The 18058-nt window shown below is 30.5% G+C and carries 22 protein-coding genes; 11 read left to right on the top strand and 11 right to left on the bottom strand.

Annotated features, from left to right (window positions below; genetic code table 11):
• Window positions 1-225 precede the first annotated feature (225 nt).
• The 4 genes from A8C32_RS20880 (at window position 226) to A8C32_RS21310 (ending at window position 1250) form a co-directional block, all read left to right on the top strand.
• Window positions 226-480, top strand: coding sequence for a hypothetical protein (locus A8C32_RS20880; protein ID WP_205635362.1), 255 nt, complete (start codon window positions 226-228; stop codon window positions 478-480).
• Between the two features lie 85 nt (window positions 481-565).
• Window positions 566-709 carry a hypothetical protein gene (locus A8C32_RS20875; protein WP_205635361.1) on the top strand — a complete coding sequence of 48 codons (144 nt, stop codon included), beginning with the start codon at window positions 566-568 and terminating at the stop codon, window positions 707-709.
• A gap of 64 nt (window positions 710-773) precedes the next feature.
• Window positions 774-1061, top strand: a complete 288-nt coding sequence (locus A8C32_RS21315; protein WP_205635366.1) for an esterase-like activity of phytase family protein — start codon at window positions 774-776, stop codon at window positions 1059-1061.
• A gap of 63 nt (window positions 1062-1124) precedes the next feature.
• Window positions 1125-1250, top strand: a complete 126-nt coding sequence (locus A8C32_RS21310; RefSeq protein ID WP_349267223.1) for a hypothetical protein — start codon at window positions 1125-1127, stop codon at window positions 1248-1250.
• Window positions 1251-1583: 333 nt separating this feature from the next.
• Here A8C32_RS21310 and A8C32_RS02715 read toward each other — a convergent pair whose 3' ends face one another.
• The gene (locus tag A8C32_RS02715) at window positions 1584-2150 is read right to left on the bottom strand and encodes a DUF3109 family protein (RefSeq protein WP_069828909.1); all 567 of its coding nucleotides are present in this window, start codon (window positions 2148-2150) and stop codon (window positions 1584-1586) included.
• A gap of 252 nt (window positions 2151-2402) precedes the next feature.
• On the opposite strand from A8C32_RS02715, the gene A8C32_RS02710 reads away from it, so the two are divergent.
• The 3 genes from A8C32_RS02710 to A8C32_RS02700 are packed head-to-tail and all read left to right on the top strand — an operon-like array spanning window position 2403 to window position 3814.
• Complete coding sequence (locus A8C32_RS02710) at window positions 2403-2990, top strand: MarC family protein (RefSeq protein WP_069828908.1); 588 nt, start codon at window positions 2403-2405, stop codon at window positions 2988-2990.
• 18 nt (window positions 2991-3008) lie between these two features.
• Window positions 3009-3212 (top strand): hypothetical protein, encoded by a 204-nt coding sequence (locus A8C32_RS02705; RefSeq protein ID WP_069828907.1) that lies wholly within the window; start codon window positions 3009-3011, stop codon window positions 3210-3212.
• Window positions 3212-3814, top strand: coding sequence for an FAD-dependent oxidoreductase (locus tag A8C32_RS02700; RefSeq protein WP_069828906.1), 603 nt, complete (start codon window positions 3212-3214; stop codon window positions 3812-3814). The genes A8C32_RS02705 and A8C32_RS02700 overlap by 1 nt, the downstream gene beginning before the upstream one ends.
• Window positions 3815-3925: 111 nt before the next feature.
• On the opposite strand, the gene A8C32_RS02695 is transcribed toward A8C32_RS02700, so the two are convergent.
• From A8C32_RS02695 to A8C32_RS02680, 4 genes are all read right to left on the bottom strand, one after another.
• A complete protein-coding gene (locus A8C32_RS02695) occupies window positions 3926-5515 on the bottom strand; it encodes a S41 family peptidase (protein ID WP_069828905.1) in 1590 nt (529 codons plus the stop codon).
• Window positions 5515-5946 carry a deoxycytidylate deaminase gene (locus A8C32_RS02690; RefSeq protein WP_069828904.1) on the bottom strand — a complete coding sequence of 144 codons (432 nt, stop codon included), beginning with the start codon at window positions 5944-5946 and terminating at the stop codon, window positions 5515-5517. Before A8C32_RS02690 ends, A8C32_RS02695 begins: the two co-directional genes overlap by 1 nt.
• 324 nt (window positions 5947-6270) lie before the next feature.
• Window positions 6271-6858, bottom strand: a complete 588-nt coding sequence (locus A8C32_RS02685) for a HupE/UreJ family protein (RefSeq protein WP_069828903.1) — start codon at window positions 6856-6858, stop codon at window positions 6271-6273.
• Window positions 6859-6896: 38 nt separating this feature from the next.
• Window positions 6897-7868, bottom strand: a complete 972-nt coding sequence (locus A8C32_RS02680; protein ID WP_069828902.1) for an NAD-dependent epimerase/dehydratase family protein — start codon at window positions 7866-7868, stop codon at window positions 6897-6899.
• 156 nt (window positions 7869-8024) lie between these two features.
• Here A8C32_RS02680 and A8C32_RS02675 point away from each other — a divergent pair, with 156 nt between their 5' ends.
• Entirely contained in the window at window positions 8025-8534 is a 510-nt protein-coding gene (locus A8C32_RS02675; RefSeq protein ID WP_069828901.1) for a hypothetical protein, read from the top strand.
• Between the two features lie 77 nt (window positions 8535-8611).
• Here the strand turns inward: A8C32_RS02675 and A8C32_RS02670 are convergent, their stop codons facing one another.
• Window positions 8612-9316, bottom strand: a complete 705-nt coding sequence (locus A8C32_RS02670; RefSeq protein ID WP_069828900.1) for a tetratricopeptide repeat protein — start codon at window positions 9314-9316, stop codon at window positions 8612-8614.
• A 242-nt stretch (window positions 9317-9558) separates the two neighbouring features.
• Between A8C32_RS02670 and A8C32_RS02665 the strand changes: the two genes are divergently transcribed.
• The gene (locus tag A8C32_RS02665) at window positions 9559-10026 is read left to right on the top strand and encodes a CBS domain-containing protein (RefSeq protein WP_069828899.1); all 468 of its coding nucleotides are present in this window, start codon (window positions 9559-9561) and stop codon (window positions 10024-10026) included.
• 207 nt (window positions 10027-10233) lie between these two features.
• On the opposite strand, the gene A8C32_RS02660 is transcribed toward A8C32_RS02665, so the two are convergent.
• Both A8C32_RS02660 and A8C32_RS02655 read right to left on the bottom strand, forming a co-directional pair.
• On the bottom strand, window positions 10234-10584 hold the full coding sequence (locus tag A8C32_RS02660; protein WP_069828898.1) for a hypothetical protein: 351 nt from the start codon (window positions 10582-10584) through the stop codon (window positions 10234-10236).
• Window positions 10585-10586: 2 nt separating this feature from the next.
• On the bottom strand, window positions 10587-11117 hold the full coding sequence (locus tag A8C32_RS02655) for a GNAT family N-acetyltransferase (RefSeq protein ID WP_069828897.1): 531 nt from the start codon (window positions 11115-11117) through the stop codon (window positions 10587-10589).
• 173 nt (window positions 11118-11290) lie between these two features.
• On the opposite strand from A8C32_RS02655, the gene A8C32_RS02650 reads away from it, so the two are divergent.
• Both A8C32_RS02650 and A8C32_RS02645 read left to right on the top strand, forming a co-directional pair.
• On the top strand, window positions 11291-11623 hold the full coding sequence (locus A8C32_RS02650) for a single-stranded DNA-binding protein (RefSeq protein ID WP_069828896.1): 333 nt from the start codon (window positions 11291-11293) through the stop codon (window positions 11621-11623).
• A gap of 354 nt (window positions 11624-11977) precedes the next feature.
• Entirely contained in the window at window positions 11978-14566 is a 2589-nt protein-coding gene (locus A8C32_RS02645; RefSeq protein ID WP_069828895.1) for a phosphoenolpyruvate carboxylase, read from the top strand.
• 629 nt (window positions 14567-15195) lie between these two features.
• Here the strand turns inward: A8C32_RS02645 and A8C32_RS02640 are convergent.
• The 3 genes from A8C32_RS02640 to A8C32_RS02630 are packed head-to-tail and all read right to left on the bottom strand — an operon-like array spanning window position 15196 to window position 17854.
• The gene (locus A8C32_RS02640) at window positions 15196-16419 is read right to left on the bottom strand and encodes an ammonium transporter (protein WP_069828894.1); all 1224 of its coding nucleotides are present in this window, start codon (window positions 16417-16419) and stop codon (window positions 15196-15198) included.
• A gap of 25 nt (window positions 16420-16444) precedes the next feature.
• Complete coding sequence (locus A8C32_RS02635; RefSeq protein WP_069828893.1) at window positions 16445-16783, bottom strand: P-II family nitrogen regulator; 339 nt, start codon at window positions 16781-16783, stop codon at window positions 16445-16447.
• 18 nt (window positions 16784-16801) lie between these two features.
• Window positions 16802-17854, bottom strand: a complete 1053-nt coding sequence (locus A8C32_RS02630; protein WP_069828892.1) for an outer membrane beta-barrel protein — start codon at window positions 17852-17854, stop codon at window positions 16802-16804.
• Window positions 17855-18058: the final 204 nt, after the last annotated feature.

The following is an 18058-nucleotide window of genomic DNA, read 5'->3' as shown; positions in this document are numbered from 1 at the left end:
TTTTCTTGAAAACAAAATAAAAAATAACAAAAACACGATTTTTTTTCTATTAAAATTTACAATTCTTTTCATTGAAAAATCAAGGCAAGAAAGTTGTGAAAAATATCATTTTATCATAATTTTTTATTTTGAGAGGAATTGAATCTTGAAAACGTTAACTGCAAATTAACTTAAGGGGTATGATGGCTTAATAGTTCTAAATTAATTTTAAAATTAAAACTATTAATGAAAAATAATGTATTAAAAACTATTTTATTTGCAACTATCGCATCTGTATTTATAGCTTGTAATAACGATGATGATTCTACAAATAATTTGAAAATTCCTGACCTAGCTAATTTTGGGATAAAATTACCTTATAATGTTTTAAAAACGGTAAATAATGTTGAAATTAGAAATGGTGGTTTTGGATCGGAGGCTACAATACACCCAACTAATGCGGGTGAGTTTTATGCTTTAACAGATAGGGAGCAAACCTAAAAACATCTGGAGGTAAAATTTTCCCTATTTCAGATTATACACCGCGAATTGGTCATTTTAAATTGTTGGAAATGGATCTATCGAAATGCTAAATGAAATTCTGTTTAAAACGCCTTCGGGTAATGTTATTACTGGACGCCCTAACCCTATTGGTTTTGGAACTACAGGCGAAATTCCTTATGATTTAGATAAAAATATATTAGAAACAGATAGATATGAGGTGGGTTAGATAGTAAGGGACTTGTTGCTTTAAAAGATGGTTCTTTTGGGTTTCTGATGAATATGGATTAGATATAGTCCATTTTGATGCCGAAGGAAAAGAACTTGAAGGAATAAGTCCAGTAAATGTAAATACTGGAGGAAGAAAAATTCCAGCAGTTTTTGAGAGAAGATGGGCAAATAGGGGGATGGAAGGATTAGCAATAACGCCTAATGAAAAAACTTTAGTAGGTATTATGCAATCGACTTTATATAATCCATCAAAAGAAAAAGTTGCAGATTTTACTATTATAAGAATTGTAACTTTTGATTTAGTAACAGCTGAAACAAAGCAATATTTATTTAAACAAGAGAAAGCATAAAATTCTAATTCTGAAATTGTAGCACTAAGTGATATTGAATTTTTAGTTGTAGAAAGAGATGGTTTGTTTACAGGTGAAGATTCGTGTGCTCAAAAGCATATTTATAAAATTAACATTAGTAATGCGACAGATGTTTCTGGTGATAGTTTTGATGATTTAGATAGTATGTTAATTAATGGAAAACCATAGAAGAGAATACATGGGAAGAATTAGCGGTTGCTAATATTTTGCCAGTTAGCAAAACTTTGGCTGTTAATTTGGTTATACTGCTTAAGGGGTTATCCACATGAAAAGTTAGAAGGTATTTGGTTAATTAACAGAACAACTATAGGTGTTTTGAATGATGATGATTTTGCGGTAACAGGAACAGATATTTTATTTCAAAAGTTTTACCTTCTAGTAAAACCGAAAAAGATATTGATGGTAACACCTTATATAATATATTGTAAACTATTAAAAGTAAATTTTGTAGATCAAAAAAGATAGGTTGTCTCAAAACAAGTTTTTTGGCAGTCTTGTTTTTTATTTGCGTTGCTCAGCAATCTTTTCTAATTCCATATACCAATCTTCACCAAACTTTCTTATTAAAGCTTCTTTTACAAATTTGTAAATAGGTATTTGTAATTCTTTGCCTAGTGTGCAGGCATCATCACAAATTTGCCATTTATGATAATTTACTGCTGAAAATTCGGTGTAATCTTGAACTCTTATAGGGTATAAATGACATGATATTGGCTTTTTCCAAGTAACTTCACCTTGATTGTAAGCTTCTTCAATTCCGCAAAGAGCAACTTTTTTTTTATCAAAAATAACATAAGCACAGTCTGCTCCATTAATTAAAGGTGTTTCTAATTCGCCATCTTCAGTAGTTATGTAAACTCCTTGGTTTTCGATAGCTTCAATCCCTTCTTTGCGTAAAAAGGGTTTTACTTTTGGATATATTTCTTTTAAAATATTAGCTTCGTCTGCATCTAAAGGTGCTCCTGCATCACCATCAATACAGCAAGCGCCTTTGCATGCAGATAAATTGCAAATGAAATCTTTTTCTATAATATCTTCTGAAACTATAGTTTTTCCTAACTGAAACATAAAACACTTTTATAAATAGTTCACAAAAATAGACAAACTTTGACTTTAATATGAATTCTACATTAGAAAATCCATTATGTATTAAAACTTATTAAGGTTCATTGTTTTTGTAAGATTTTGTGTAGATTTACTATGTTCGAAACTTGTAATTTAATCTTCGAAACAATATTATGATGTGTAATTCAAGGTTGATTTTTAAGATTATATAGTGAAAAGCTATATTTTTGCGAAATATTAAAAAAAACTAAAATTATGGAGCTAGATCCTAAAGAAATATTTACGGCGTTTATGGTGCTATTTGCTGTGATAGATGTTATTGGCAATATTCCTATTGTAATTGATTTAAGAAAAAAAGCGGGGCATATACAAAGTGAAAAGGCTTCTATAATCGCTGGAATTATATTGATTGTGTTCTTGTTTTTGGGGAAAAGTATATTAAATCTTATTGGTATTGATGTGAATTCATTTGCTGTTGCAGGGGCTTTTATTTTGTTTTTTATTGCTTTAGAAATGATTTTAGGTATAACCTTATATAAGCAAGAAGAGCATGATTCTATGACAACGGCTGTCTTTCCGTTAGCATTTCCACTTATTGCAGGTCCTGGTAGTTTAACTACATTGCTTTCGTTAAGAGCGGAGTTTAGAATTGAAAACATCATTATAGCGGTTATAATGAATGTTATCATTATTTTTGTAGTCCTTAAAACATCAGTTAGAATTGAGCGTTTTATTGGGCAAAATGGCATTAATATTATACGTAAGGTATTTGGTGTTGTTTTATTGGCTATAGCTGTAAAGCTATTTGTTCATAACATAAAGGCTTTGTTTGATGTTGTATAAATATAAACCACTATTTCAATGAAAATTTTAACTATACTATTTAGTGTTATTGCTCTAGGGCTAATGATCTTCAATTTTACAAAAGTGAATTTTGAAGCACCTTTTAATGGGGATAGCATCGTTGCTCTAATTACCATTCTAGCCTCGCTTTGTGTTATGCTTATGATGTTTATTTTAAGAACTTCGAAACGTATAGAAGAAAAAACAAAAGGACGTAACTAATGTATGATGCATTAATAATTGGTGGTGGTGCAGCCGGGTTATCCTGTGCTTTGGTTTTGGGTTCTGCAAAAAATAAACCTTTTGCAAGTGACAAAGCCATTGGTGTTATTACGCATCAGAAAACATCACATTTACAAACAGCTTTGTTTAATAATGTGTTGGGGTTAACTCCAGAAACCACAGGGGCTTCAATTTTAGAAAGAGGTAAAAAGCAATTAATCTCTTTGTATCCTCATGTAGAGCAAATAGAAGGTGAGAAAGTTTTGGAAATTTTAAAATTTGAAACAGGTTTTAATATAAAAACTAATAAAAGCAGCTATATATCTAAAATTGTTGTAATAGCTGTTGGTTATACTAATTTAATGGCTATTAAGGGTCTTGATCAATATGTTGAACCACACCCAAGAGCTGCTATTGAAAAAGATCGTATTTGGTTAAAAAACGCTGATCATTTAATTGAAGAAAATCTTTATGTTGCTGGTACTTTAGCTGGCTGGCGTAGTCAGTTTGCTATAGCTTCAGGTAGCGGTGCTCATGTGGCTACAGATATTTTAACACTTTGGAATAATGGGAAACATGTTAAAGTACATGATAAGCTTTAAGTTAAAATAAACTCAAAAAAGCCTATCTTAGTAGTATTGCATACTTAATTCGGTTATTTTGAGAAATAGTTATTTAAAGAAATAAGGGGTGAAGGTAAGATAGATTTAAGTTTACTCTTCGTTGCTTAGGTTAATAACTTCATCAATCATAATGTCACGCTGATTAAAAACTTCTTCAAAAGCTCCATTGCCGAAAAGTTGATCTGCCAAAGTTGCTTTAATGTATTGTTTTACTTCTTCATGATATGCTACAAAAGTGATTTTAGAATCTGTCCTGAGGTTTAAATAGTCTTGAAAGGTAAAAACTAAGTCGTCTCCAACTTCAAAAGTATTTATAAATTCTTGCCTAGATATATTGTTATAGGCAAATCTATCTTTTTCTAATTCTTCAAATACAAAATTTCCAAAAAAGCCACGTCTTTGTAAAAAAATAAGTGTTTCGTTTTGCATACTGTTATCTATAGGGACAAAAACATCTGGAATAATACCGCCTCCACCGTAAACTATTTTTCCTGCAGGTGTGGTGTATTTTAATGAATCGTCAACGTGTATTTTTTCAGGATCAAGTAGTTCACCACTTTCTAGTCTTTCATAATATTCATCATAATAGTCTTTGTTGCCTTTGTCGTAAGGACGTTGAATGGAGCGACCTGTGGGGGTGTAGTATCTAGAGACGGTTAGACGTACTATGCTGCCATCTCCCAAATCCATTTCTCGCTGTACTAAACCTTTTCCATAAGAACGGCGTCCAACAATAGTGCCTTTATCGTTGTCTTGTATAGCGCCAGCAACAATTTCACTTGCGGATGCAGAGTTTTCATCTATAAGTACATATATTTTACCGTCTTCAAAATCTCCTTTATTGGTTGCAAAGCTTTTTTCTATATTGCCTCGTTTGTTTTTTGTAAATAAAATAAGTTTATTATCTTCTAGGAACTCATCAACTATTTGTTCGGAAATACTTAATATTCCGCCAGGGTTATTTCGTAAATCTAAAGCGATTTCTTTGGCACCTAATGCTTGAAGTTTATCTAATCCTGTTTTAAATTCTTTATAAGTAGACTCGGCAAAACGATTAATCTTAATATACCCTAGTTTTTCTGTTAACATGTAAGCAGCATCAACACTTTTTATTGGTATTTTTCCACGTTTTACAGTGAAATTTAAAAGTTTAGGCTCGCCTTTTCTGTATACTTTTAAGTTTACCTTGGAGTTTATGGAGCCTTTTAGTTTTTTAATAATTTCTCCGTCTTTTAACTTATCACCAAAGAGGGAATCACCATCTGCCATAATAATTCTATCACCACCTTTAATGCCTGCTTTAGAGCTAGGGCCGTTTTCTATAGTTCTAATTACAGCAATAGAATCTTTATAAGTGTAAAAACTAATGCCAATGCCAACAAAATCACCCTTCATCTCTTCTGCAACGCGTTCCATGTCTTCTTTTGGAATATAAACAGAGTGTGGGTCAAGATTATTTAAGATGCCATTAACTGTAACGTCAACAATACTATCTGTATTTATGTCGTCAACGTAGTTATACTCTATATAATCAATAAGCCTGTTGAGTTTATCTTTTTTGCTATTTGTAGAAAATAGTCTATCTGGTGAATCTGTGAAATCTAATTTTCCACCAATAAAAATGCCTGCTGCAATAGCAACACCCAAAATCAGTGGTAAATATTTTTTTTGATATGGCATTATGCTTTTAAGTCTTCAATTTGTTTTAATCCTATTCCTGCTTTTTCTAAAAATTTTAATCCAGAATTGTCTTTGTATGCTTCGTGATAGACTACTTTTACAATGCCTGCTTGATGTATTAATTTACTGCATTCTTTGCAGGGGGACATTGTTATGTAAAGTGTAGCTCCTTTGGAGGATTGAGTAGATGAAGCTACTTTTAAAATAGCATTAGCTTCAGCATGTAATACATACCATTTTGTGTATCCCTCATCATCCTCACAAAAATTTTCAAAACCAGAAGGTGTTCCGTTGTATCCGTCAGAAATTATCATTCTATCCTTTACTATGAGTGCTCCTACTTGTCTACGTTTACAGTAAGATAATTTCCCCCATTCTTTCGCAATTCTTAAATAAGCTTTATCGTACTTAAGTTGTTTATTTTCTGGCATTAATATGATTTATAATTATGGTGTTACCTTCGTATGGAATTTATAAAGTTTCGATATAGAAATAAATTCAGTATTAGAAAGCCTTATAATAATTTTGAGTTAAGTTTTACTTAATATCTTTTGTGAAAAAACATTAAAGAATGTTATTGTAGTCACTTAACACGAAATCTTATAGCGAAGATACTTGGTTCGTATTTTAATTACAACACAAGTTCGTTAAACTTTTATGAAAGTTGGTGTAAGATTATTAAAAAGTTAGAAATATTTTATCTCTATAATATTTCTAACTCAGATTATGTATTTAAGAATATTAATGGTTCTGTTTTACAGGAAACCATTGTTTAAAATCATAGGTATTACTAAGCCTACTACTATGGCAGAAATAACCATGATCCAATCGCGTTTAGAAAATCTAAAAATGGTTTGGACTATATATCCTAAAAACAAAACGATAAACACAATAATAATTTGAGCAATTTCTATACCTAAAGCAAATTCTAATAAGAGTACTAATTTATTGTTAGAGTTGCCTAATAACATTTTAAACTCTCTTGCAAATCCTAAACCGTGTACTAATCCAAAAAAAAGTGTAGACAAAAATAAAACGCCTACTTTCTCTTTTTGTGCCCCTTTACCAGATGTGAATACATTAAAAAGGGCTACAATTAAAATAGTTATAGGTATTAAAAATTCTACTATTTTTCCATTTATGCTAACCGCACCGTAAGCAGCCAAAACTAAAGATAGCGTATGTCCTAAAGTAAATATAGAGACTAATAATAATACGCGTTTCCAATCTTTAAAGGCGTAAGGAACTGTTAGGACGATGAGAAATAAAACATGATCATAAGCTTTAATGTCTAGCACATGATTAATACCGTATTCTACATTAAACCAGAAGTTTTCAAGCATAGTAATTGGAGGTTAAGTTTGGTAGCTCAAATATACAATTAATTAGGTTCTTTTAAAATGCTATTATATTTTTTGTTTAACTGAAAAAGCATCTCTATAGTAATGTTTTCTAATGACCAGGCGTGTTTCCATTTCCAGTCTTGTCTAGCATAAGAATCATTAATACTTTTAGGCCAGCTATTGGCAATATCTTGTCTGTAATCTGGGTGATAGCCTACTTTAAATTCGGGTATATGTTTTTTTATAGATTCGGCAATATCTTTTGGCGTAAAACTTATAGCAGCTAGGTTATAGGATGATCTAATTTTAACATCACTAGTTTCTGCATTCATAATGTCTATGGTTGCTTTAACGGCGTCATCCATAAACATCATTGGAAGTTCTGTATCTTCCTTTAAAAAGCAGTTATAAAATTTATCTGTAATAGCTTTGTGGTAAATTTCAACTGCGTAATCTGTAGTACCACCACCAGGTAATGTTTTCCAGCTAATTATTCCTGGATAACGTAAACTACGAACATCAACACCATATTTGTTATGATAATATTCACACCAACGTTCGCCTACTTGTTTGGTTATGCCATAAACTGTAGAGGGTTCCATAGTAGTGTATTGAGGGGTATATTCTTTTGGTGTTGTGGTTCCGAAAACAGCAATGCTTGATGGCCAAAACACTTTTTTAAGGCACTTTGTTTTTGCTAGATTTAATACGTGAAATAAGGAATTCATATTTAAATCCCATGCTTTTTCTGGAAACTTTTCTCCAGTAGCACTTAACATAGCGGCCATTAAGTAAATAGTGTCAATATTGTGTTTTTCAACACAGGTTTTAATACTACTATAGTCTTGCGCATCTACAATCTCAAAAAGACCTGAATTTACAAGACTTAAATTACTATGATTAATGTCGCTTGCAATAACATTTTTATTACCAAAAATGTTTCGTAAGCTATATGTTAATTCTGAGCCTATTTGTCCGCAAGCTCCAATTATTAATATTCTAGAGTTCATTTATAATACATATTATGAAGATAATTCAAAAATAATAAGATTTTATTGATAATATCATATTTTAAAGCTTAATTTTTTTTAATTTGATTATCTAGTAATTCATTAAAAAATCAACTATTCCTATATCTTTGCGATACATTTTTTTAAATAAGTCTTATGAGTGCTAAAATTTTGAGTGTTTTTTGTTTATTAGTTTTGTCTTTTTCTTGTAAGAAGGCTCAAGAAAATGTTATTGAAGAAAATAAAAGTGAGAGTGTAGCGGAGCATGATTTTTCTAAGTTTAAATATATAGACTATGCTTTAGATGAGAAAACGGAAAAGGCTTTAGAGGATTGGCAAGAGTATTTTCAGCTACAAGACATTATAACTAATGTGAAAAAAGGTGATCTAAGTTTTTTTGAAGATAATAAAGTTGAGGTTAAATTGTTTTTAAAGAAATTAAAAGAAAGTATTCCAGAAAAAGTAAACGCTTCTTCAATTTTTGCTAGGATATTAGTGTTAGAAACTAAATTTTATAAATTAGAGAGTTTGTATAACTTATCTACAACGAATAATGAAGAGCTGTCAAGTGCAGTTAAAGAGTTTTTAGTGTCTTTCTCTAATCTCAATTTACAAATGAATAAAAAAATAGAATTTGATAATCGTACAATATCAAAACCTGAATGATTAGCTAAGGAAACATATGTGTATTTAAAAAAATGGCTTCTATTATTATGTAGAAGCCATTTTTTTATAAATATTGATTACTTTTTTTCTTGTGTTTGTAATGCTTGTTTTTGTCTTAATAATTCTGTTTTTGTTAATTGAGTTAAATTAAAATTGGGAGCCGTTTTTAAGGCAGCATCTAAAACATCTACAGCAGCGTCAATATTGGTTTTTTTGTCTTTATTATAAATAACCAAAGCATTTAAGTACATAAAAGCTGCTTTTAAGGAAACCTCATATGGTGTTTGAGATTCATAAAAAGCTTTTTTCATAGCATCTTTAGAATTTGCCAAACCATAATTAACATGTTTTTCAGCTTCAGCAAACTCTTGAATCTGCAAATTAAGTTCAGCTAATTCGTAAGCTATTAAAGCATTGGGAGTTCTTTTAAACATTTCATTAAAAAGTTCAATTGCTAATTTAGGTTGCTTGACAGCTTTTAAAGAGACTGCTTTAACTTCAATAGCAATATTAGAATCAGTAGCGCTTTTTTCTATACCTATTGTATTAAGGGCTTGCATGTATTTACCCTCGCTCATGTATAGATATGCTAAGGTGTCTTTTCTTGCTTGAGAAGGCGCTAATAAATTTAAATGTGTTATACCGTTTATAATACCTTGAACATCTCCTTGAGCTTTCATTTGCTTATAATAAGCTTCATAATGTTTTACTAATTCTGAGTTAGTTTGCGCGCTCAACATAAAGCTACCTGCCAATAAAACTAATCCTAATATTCTCTTCATTTTTAATATTTTTTATAAGTCAAAATTATAAAAAATTAACATTTAAATTCTTAAAACAATGCTAATTATTTTGATATACAATGAATTAATCTTTTTTATTTGATTTTACTTGAGTATTCGTTATTTCTGCTTGTTGATTTTTTTATATAAAACAAGTACTACAAATATATGTTTCGAAGCATATGTTTTAGGAAAACTGAAAAAAAACGACTATATTTAAGATTACTAAAAATTAATTAATCATGGGGATAAAAAGTTTTCAAGGAGCTAGAAGGCATCAATCTGATGCGGCAGATACGCCTTTATTAAAAGTGAGTGATTATATGAGTACCAATTTAATTACGTTTACTCCAAACCAAGCTATTGAAAGCGTTATGGAGTCTTTGATAAAATATCGAATTTCTGGTGGACCAGTAGTTAATGATAAAAATGAGTTGGTTGGTATTATATCTGAAGGAGATTGTATAAAACAGATTAGCGAGAGCAGGTATTATAATATGCCTATGCAAGATAAAACTATTGAAAAATATATGGCTGTAAATGTGGAAACCATTGATGGTAATATGAATATTTTTGATGCTGCAAATAAGTTTTTGAATGCTAAACGAAGGAGGTTTCCAATAGTTGAAAATGGTAAGCTGGTTGGTCAGATAAGTCAGAAAGATGTGCTTAAAGCTGCTATGCAATTAAAAGGTCAAAATTGGAAATAGTTAATGTTTTAAATATTAATTTACAGGCTTTTAACTAGTAATGAGTTTATACAAATTATTACATTGTTTTTGCCTTAGGCTAAGTAGAAAATTCTAATTAGTTTTAGGTATAGCTGTGTCTTATAATTGAGCTATTTGTTTATGTTTAAAAAGTAATACAAATATACATTTAGAAGTGTTGCTGTTTGATGAGCTATTTCTCTTTCGTTAACGTTTTCGTTTTACTAGAGCGTAATAATCGCCTTCTAAGGGCAGGTATCCTTGGTCATAAACAAAGTAATATATTGTGCCAGCTTTGGTAGTGTAAATACTTGTGAAATAATTAAAGTCGAAACCAGCTTCTATAAGTTTTGCTCTAGATGTTTTTGTTTTTTGATCAGGATTCAAGGCTTCTAAAATTCTATAATTTTTGCGAAGTCTATTGTTAGTGTTACGTATTAAGTTTTTACTATCCTTATTGACTTTATTATTATAAGCGTTTCTGCAACCGTCATTGCAGAATTTTTTATCAATTCTGCCAATAATATTATCACCACATTCTAAACATTGTTTTTGCATAATTATTTGTTTTCAATTTTATACCAACTAAGATTTAGCTCGTCTTCTTCAAAATAAAAATCTTCTACATATTCTAAGCCTATTTTTAAAAGAGCTTTATGAGAAGCTTGATTCTCAATTTCTGCTGTAGCATATAACTCAGTTAGCTTTAAAATATTGAAGGCGTAATCTACAGCAGCTTTGCCAGACTCTGTTGCATAGCCTTTACCCCAGTATTTTTTAATAAACCTATAGCCAACATCATAGTATTTGGTAAAGCCATTCATGTTGTATTCGGTATTTAATCTCAATCCAGACCAGCCTATAAAATCTCCAGAAGATTTTTCAATAGCAACCCACCTTCCTATACCTCTTTCCTGATATTGATTAAGTACAGATTCTATAATTTTAATAGACTCTTCTTTTGTCTTAACGGGTTTATTGCCTAAATATTTGTGAACTTCTGGGTCTGAATCTAATTCAAACATACCCCTTAGATCTGTTTTTCTAAATTCTCTTAATATCAGTCTTTCTGTTTCTATGTGAAATTTCATAATTATATTATACTTAAATATAATAAATTTTTCGTTTACAAACGACTACAAGTGCTTACAAACGACTTTAAGTAAGTAATAACCGAGTAATATTTTGGGGGTGACTCATATTTGCAGTGTCGAAACATAATAACTCGATGGTATCAATTGTTGAATATTAAAATTTAAAAATTATGAACACGCTTAGAAACAAAGTACAGTTGATTGGTAACTTAGGAAACGATCCAGAAATTATTAATCTTGAATCAGGGAAAATATTAGCAAAATTTAATATTGCTACTAACGAAAATTACACCAATAATAAAGGAGAAAAAATAACAGATACGCAATGGCACAACATTGTCGCTTGGGGAAAGACAGCTGAAATTATTGAAAAATATGTAGCTAAAGGGAAAGAAGTAGCCATAGAAGGTAAGCTAACAACTCGCTCTTGGGAGGATAAGGACGGAATGAAGCGTTATACAACTGAGATTGTTTGTAGTGAATTATTGATGTTAGGGAAATAAATTTATAACTATTTTACAGGGCGCTATGAAAAAGCGCCCTGTTTTCATTTCAAGCTGTTTTATTTTAGTATAATTTTACTGAAATTAAAATGTAAAAGGACGTTTTATTCTGCAATAGTTTCAAGCTTGAATAGATTTTTTTTTGTAAGAGATAGGTTTAAGGTTAATTTCTTTAAATAATTAAAAATTAATACCTAAAAATGTATTGTAAAGATTCATGTAAAATTTGTTTTTTTTTTAATTATTCACAACTAGAGTTAGTCAAAGTAAAAAAATCAATAAATCTTAGTCAATACTACGGTCTTTAATTATAGCTTTATTACTTTTATGGTTAATTTACAATAGAACGATACCATGTCTGTAGAGCCAAAATTAACTAGATTTAAACAAAACGTTTTGTCTAAATATCAAATATACAACAGTATATTTATGACACTTCCTTTTGATGCCATAACAAAAACAGGAGTATTACTTCCTTTATTTCATGAAACTTGTGAAAAAGGATTCAAAAAAGGTGATGACCCAACAACTATTGTTGATACTTTTTTTGAAAAATACCAAGGTCGTCGCTCCAAAGAAAGTCAAATTAATTTACTATTTAGATTTATTCAATATATTGAAAGACAAGTTGTTTTGTTTGATGCTATTGAAGATGTAGCTTTTCCTGTTGTTAATAATATGGAAGGTATTGGTACTTTAAGAAATCTTAAAGAGTCTGCTAATTCAGAAAACAAATTAGAAGAATTAAAAAAATATCTTGAAGAGTTTAAGGTGCGTATTGTTTTAACAGCACACCCAACACAATTTTACCCAGGTTCTGTTTTAGGGATTATTACAGATTTAACTAAGGCTATTAAAGAGAATAATCTGTCTGAAATTAATAACTTATTTGGGCAATTAGGGAAAACACCTTTCTTCAAGCATAAAAAACCAACGCCTTACGATGAGGCAAAAAGTTTAATTTGGTATTTAGAAAATGTTTTTTACAAATCGTTTGGAGAAATTTATAATTATATTCAACAGAATATTTACGATGATGGGAAAAAGCATAATGAAATAATTAATATAGGTTTTTGGCCAGGAGGAGATCGAGATGGAAACCCTTTTGTAAAACCAGATACTACTTTGAAGGTAGCTAAAAAACTAAAGCAATCTATAATTAAAAAGTATTATGAAGATGTTAAGTATTTAAGACGTAAACTTACTTTCAGAGGTGTTGAAGATCGTATTATTAAATTAGAAACAATATTATATAGTTACAGTATCAATTTAAAGGCTGAAGAAAAAATTTCTTCTAAAGAACTTATAAAAGAACTTTTAAGTATAAGAAATATTGTTGTTACTGAACACCAGTCGTTGTACGTTGGTGAATTAAATAATTTAATAAATAGAATTCATTTATTTGGTTACTATTTTGCAACATTAGATATAAGACAAGATAGTAGAATACATCATGATGTTTTTACAACTGTGATAGATCATTTAATTGAAACAGGTAATTCTTCATTCCCTAATAATTATCATGATCTGTCTGAGGAAGAACAAATTGAAATTTTATCAAAAGCTAATGATAATATAGCAGATTTAGATGTGTTTGAAGACGAAATGGTTAATAATACCTTAAAAACCATTGCTGCTATTAAAGATATTCAAAAAGCTAACGGAGAAAAAGGAGCTAACAGATATATTATAAGCAATAATCAAACAGCTTTAAATGTAATGCAATTATTTGCTATGCTTAAAATAGTTGCTTTTAAAGATGCATTAACTGTAGATGTTGTTCCTTTATTTGAAACGATTACAGATTTAGAAAATGCACCAGAAGTTATGGAGCAGTTATATACTAATCCAGAATATATGGCGCATTTAAAAGCTAGAGGAAGTAAGCAAACTATTATGCTAGGTTTTTCAGACGGTACTAAAGATGGAGGATACTTAATGGCTAACTGGGGTATTTTTAAAGCTAAAGAGTTACTTACTGAGATGTCTAGAAAATATGATATCACAGCCATATTCTTTGATGGTAGAGGTGGACCGCCAGCACGTGGAGGTGGAAAGACACATCAATTCTATTCTTCATTAGGACCAACTATTGAAGATAAAGAAGTGCAACTTACTATACAAGGACAAACAATCAGTTCTAATTTTGGAACTTTAGATTCGTCTAAATATAATTTAGAGCAATTAATTACTTCTGGACTTTTTAATAGTTTTGGTAAAAACAAATCAGCTATGTCTCCAGATGACAAAGCTGTTATGAATGATTTAGCTGAAACTAGCTATCAGACTTATAAAGACTTTAAAAGTCACCCAATGTTCATTCCTTATTTAGAGCGAATGAGTACATTAAAATATTATGCAAAAACTAATATTGGTAGTAGACCGTCAAAACGTTCGAAATCGGATAAGTTGATCTTTTCAGACTTAAGAGCTATCCCTTTTGTGGGGTCTTGGAGTCAATTAAAACAAAATGTTCCAGGGTTTTATGGTGTTGGTACAGCTTTAAAGGCTTACGAAGATAGAGGGGAATTTGATAAAGTAGAGCAACTTTACAACAACTCAAAATTCTTTAAAACATTATTAGAGAATAGTATGATGTCTTTAACTAAATCATTTTTTGATTTAACAAAATACATGTCTAAGGACGAGGAATTTGGAGATTTCTGGAATATTATTTATGAAGAATATATTACAACTAAAAGGTTGCTTTTAAAGCTTACAGGGTACGAAGCTTTAATGGAAAATGAGCCTTCAGGAAAAGCTTCAATTGAGGTTAGGGAGTCTATAGTTTTGCCATTATTGACAATACAACAATATGCTCTTAAGAAAATTCAAGAGCTGCAAAAAGCAGAAGTGAAAGATGAGGAACAAATTAAGATTTTCGAAAAAATTGTAACACGTTCTTTATTTGGTAATATAAACGCAAGTAGAAATTCAGCTTAACTTAATTAATTAATCGAGTATAGTAAAAGCCAGTATTCATATTTTGAATACTGGCTTTTTTAGTTGATATGTGTTGATTATAATGGGTTTAGGGTGTAGTTATCGATGTGTTTGGTCATATTGTGGTGAATAGCTAAAAAAATAAAAGCTGTAACAGCAGTATGATGGGTTAAAAGTGTTCTTGGTTCAGGTTAAATGATGAGGTTGCTTAAGGTTTTGGTTACCAATAAAGATAAAGATGGCGGTGCTATTTGTTTTGAAGAATTAATTGGTAATATTAACGTATAAGTTAAAATGAATTTGAAAGACTTGTTTATTTTATTTTTTTTATTCTCTTATTCGTGTTTTTGCAATATGAAAAACATAATAACGGTGTTGTATAAAAAGAAAGTAATTATATCTTTTTACGCCTGTTTTAATTCGTAATTATTAGTCTTTTTTATTTTTAATAGAAAATAGTTGTGTTTAGTAGGAATATTAACTTCTTCTGTAATGTATTTTATTTAGAAATACTATTAAGATTTGAAGGGGAAGAGCGGATATAAAAAAATGCCTCACATTATGTAAGGCATTTTTCATAAAACTAACTAAACATTTTTTAATGTTTTGTTATATTTTATAGCATATTATTAATGCTCATTTAATCTAAAATCTGGATAAGCATCCATGCCATGTTCGTGGGCATCTAAACCTTCTAATTCTTCTTTTTCAGAAACTCTAATACCTACAGTTTTCTTTAATACAAAGAATATTAAGAAAGAGGAACTAATACATATAGCAGCATAACAAGCTATACCTATTAGTTGAGCTACTAATGTGTGATCAGGGTTAGTTGAGAATATACCAACAGCTAAAGTACCCCAGATACCACAAATTAAGTGAACTGCAATAGCTCCAACTGGATCATCTAATTTTAATGCGTCAACAAAACTAACAGCAAATACGATAAGTGCACCAGCAATAGCTCCAATAATGATGGCGCTGTTAGGTGTCATTACATCTGCACCAGCAGTAATACCTACTAATCCTCCTAAAATACCGTTTAAGAACATTGTTAAATCTAAGTTCTTATACATTATAAATGATAGAGCAGCAGCAACTACACCACCCGCCGCCGCAGCTAAACATGTAGTTACTAAAGTTAAAGAAGTTAATTCTGGATCAGCAGAAAGCACAGATCCACCATTAAATCCAAACCATCCTAACCACAGTATTAATACACCAGCAGTTGCTAATGGTATATTATGACCTGGAATAGCTTGAGGTTTACCTTCTTTAAATTTACCAATTCTAGGGCCTAGTAACCAAACAGCTACTAATGCAGCCCAACCACCAACAGAGTGTACTAATGTAGAGCCTGCGAAATCGTAGAATCCTAATTCATCTAAGAATCCACCACCCCATTTCCATGAACCTGCAATTGGGTAAATTAACCCTACATATATTACAGTAAAAATCATGAATGGACCTATTTTCATGCGTTCAGCTACAGCACCAGATACAATAGTTGCAGCAGTTGCAGCAAACATTCCTTGAAATAAGAAGTCTGTCCACCATGTGTAACCTCCATCTGCATATTCTGGAGTCATTCCGTTTGCAGGTGCTTCAATACCAGGTACTATAGATCCTATGTATCCATTAAACTCACCAGGATACATTAGGTTAAATCCTATTAGGTAGTATAAAAGAAGACCAACAGTTATAATAAATATATTTTTAAATAAAATGTTAATCGTATTTTTTTGTCTTGTTAACCCAATTTCTAAAAATGCAAAACCAGTATGCATGAAGAAAACGAGTGCTGTACAGACCATCATCCATACGTTATTTGCTGTAAATAATCCTTGTTCCATTATATTATTATATTTTGATGATTAATTATCTTAAAGTGTCTCCACCTTTTTCTCCTGTTCTAATTCTGTAACATTCTTGTACATCAGACACAAAAATTTTACCATCTCCAACCTCTCCTGTTCCAGCAGAGTTAATTATTGCATCAACAGTTGCTTCTGCAAAATCATCATTTACTACAATAGAAAGATATCTACGTTGTATGTCACTTGTGCTATAAGCAACACCTCTATAAACGTGTCCTTCTTTTTCATTACCTAAACCTGTAACATCCCAGTAAGAGAAAAAGTTTACGCCTACAGCATGTAGAGCTTCTTTTACTGCACTATATTTAGATTTTCTAATAATTGCTTCAACTTTCTTCATGATTAAATTATTTTAAAATTAGAATGAATATATTGCGGCTAAAGTAAACGCAGCTAAACTATTTGTTGTTTTTAAGTCATTGTCTAAAAATGGCTCTAAATCATTATTCCAAGAGTCTAATCTAACCTCAGGTTTAATTGTTAAGTTCTCAACAGAATAGCTTCCTGTTAAAGTTAATCCTAAAACAGCAGGAATATCATCTACATCTTTTTGGTGGTTTCCAAAGTATTCACCTCTTAAACCAAGAGCAAAAGCATCGCATAAAGAGTATTGCGGGTATAATGCTGCACCGTAGAAGCTCATAGCATCATCATTTTCTAAATTATAAGCAGCATTAATTCCTAGATAAAATTCATCAGAGATATCAAATCCTCCAGTATAATCGATCTCAAACCCAATACCAGTATCAGAATCTGCTCCGTCATAGTATAAGTTTAAAAATTGTCCTTTAAACCCTAATTGAGCTCCAAAAGCATAATCTCCAGTCATGTTATTGTTTACATCGGTAACATTCATAACAGCAGCCATTAAGCTAAAATCATCAGATAAAGCAAAATCAGCTTTTAAACCAACATGAGAGAATGGCCCATTAGAAAATAAATGAGATGTGCTATAGTTAAAGTTTCCTGTTGGAGAAATTACTTCGTATCCTAAATATGTATTAAAACGACCTAGAGTTAATGTTGTCGCGTCAGATACATTCCAATAAGCATATAATTGGTTGATAAAAATATCTGTATCTCCTCCTACAGCTTCTAACCCTCTAGTACCAAAAGCTAAATCTGCAACTGCTCCAGTTTTTTCACCTTCATAAGAAGCGATAATATTAGCCATACCTAAAGCAAAACCTGTTTGGTTAGCAAAAGAAGTTCCAAATGATTGAGCTCCACCATCTCCATTATTAAACGCAGGGTTTGCTGTGTCTGTAGATGTTAAGTTTGTTTTAAAATAAGCATCAACTGATCCACTAATAGATACTTTCTTTTGAGCTACTTCTTTTTGAGCTACTTCTTCTTGAGCAAATAATGCTGTTGCAACAAAAAGCATTGAAAGCGTAATAAATTTTTTCATAATGTTTAATTTAAGTTATTGTTTTTTTTGGTTAATTATACTAAGAACAGCGCAAAACTATGTTAAAAACCTTTTACCCCCATAAAAAATAGGGGTTATTCAGAAATTTTTGTTAATATTTTATATTTTACCCTGTTTTTTTATAGGTATTATGTTATTTTTTTTGATTTTTTGATTTTTCTATAACGGCATTGTTTGAATTAT

Source organism: Flavivirga aquatica, from assembly GCF_001747085.1.
Lineage (GTDB): Bacteria > Bacteroidota > Bacteroidia > Flavobacteriales > Flavobacteriaceae > Algibacter_C > Algibacter_C aquatica.
The sequence above is the reverse complement of the archived record's forward strand: the minus strand, read 5'-3'. Positions and strand labels throughout refer to the sequence as shown.

Bases quoted from the DNA above. Each gene is read 5' to 3' on its own strand.
- A8C32_RS02635 (WP_069828893.1), bottom strand. From the start codon at position 16,783: ATGAAGAAAGTTGAAGCAATTATTAGAAAATCTAAATATAGTGCAGTA.
- A8C32_RS02665 (WP_069828899.1), top strand. From the start codon at position 9,559: ATGGGGATAAAAAGTTTTCAAGGAGCTAGAAGGCATCAATCTGATGCG.
- A8C32_RS02710 (WP_069828908.1), top strand. From the start codon at position 2,403: ATGGAGCTAGATCCTAAAGAAATATTTACGGCGTTTATGGTGCTATTT.
- A8C32_RS02675 (WP_069828901.1), top strand. From the start codon at position 8,025: ATGAGTGCTAAAATTTTGAGTGTTTTTTGTTTATTAGTTTTGTCTTTT.
- A8C32_RS20880 (WP_205635362.1), top strand. From the start codon at position 226: ATGAAAAATAATGTATTAAAAACTATTTTATTTGCAACTATCGCATCT.
- A8C32_RS02660 (WP_069828898.1), bottom strand. From the start codon at position 10,584: ATGCAAAAACAATGTTTAGAATGTGGTGATAATATTATTGGCAGAATT.
- A8C32_RS02630 (WP_069828892.1), bottom strand. From the start codon at position 17,854: ATGAAAAAATTTATTACGCTTTCAATGCTTTTTGTTGCAACAGCATTA.
- A8C32_RS02650 (WP_069828896.1), top strand. From the start codon at position 11,291: ATGAACACGCTTAGAAACAAAGTACAGTTGATTGGTAACTTAGGAAAC.
- A8C32_RS02680 (WP_069828902.1), bottom strand. From the start codon at position 7,868: ATGAACTCTAGAATATTAATAATTGGAGCTTGCGGACAAATAGGCTCA.
- A8C32_RS02700 (WP_069828906.1), top strand. From the start codon at position 3,212: ATGTATGATGCATTAATAATTGGTGGTGGTGCAGCCGGGTTATCCTGT.
- A8C32_RS02705 (WP_069828907.1), top strand. From the start codon at position 3,009: ATGAAAATTTTAACTATACTATTTAGTGTTATTGCTCTAGGGCTAATG.
- A8C32_RS02655 (WP_069828897.1), bottom strand. From the start codon at position 11,117: ATGAAATTTCACATAGAAACAGAAAGACTGATATTAAGAGAATTTAGA.
- A8C32_RS20875 (WP_205635361.1), top strand. From the start codon at position 566: ATGCTAAATGAAATTCTGTTTAAAACGCCTTCGGGTAATGTTATTACT.
- A8C32_RS02645 (WP_069828895.1), top strand. From the start codon at position 11,978: ATGTCTGTAGAGCCAAAATTAACTAGATTTAAACAAAACGTTTTGTCT.
- A8C32_RS02690 (WP_069828904.1), bottom strand. From the start codon at position 5,946: ATGCCAGAAAATAAACAACTTAAGTACGATAAAGCTTATTTAAGAATT.
- A8C32_RS02695 (WP_069828905.1), bottom strand. From the start codon at position 5,515: ATGCCATATCAAAAAAAATATTTACCACTGATTTTGGGTGTTGCTATT.
- A8C32_RS02685 (WP_069828903.1), bottom strand. From the start codon at position 6,858: ATGCTTGAAAACTTCTGGTTTAATGTAGAATACGGTATTAATCATGTG.
- A8C32_RS02670 (WP_069828900.1), bottom strand. From the start codon at position 9,316: ATGAAGAGAATATTAGGATTAGTTTTATTGGCAGGTAGCTTTATGTTG.
- A8C32_RS02640 (WP_069828894.1), bottom strand. From the start codon at position 16,419: ATGGAACAAGGATTATTTACAGCAAATAACGTATGGATGATGGTCTGT.
- A8C32_RS02715 (WP_069828909.1), bottom strand. From the start codon at position 2,150: ATGTTTCAGTTAGGAAAAACTATAGTTTCAGAAGATATTATAGAAAAA.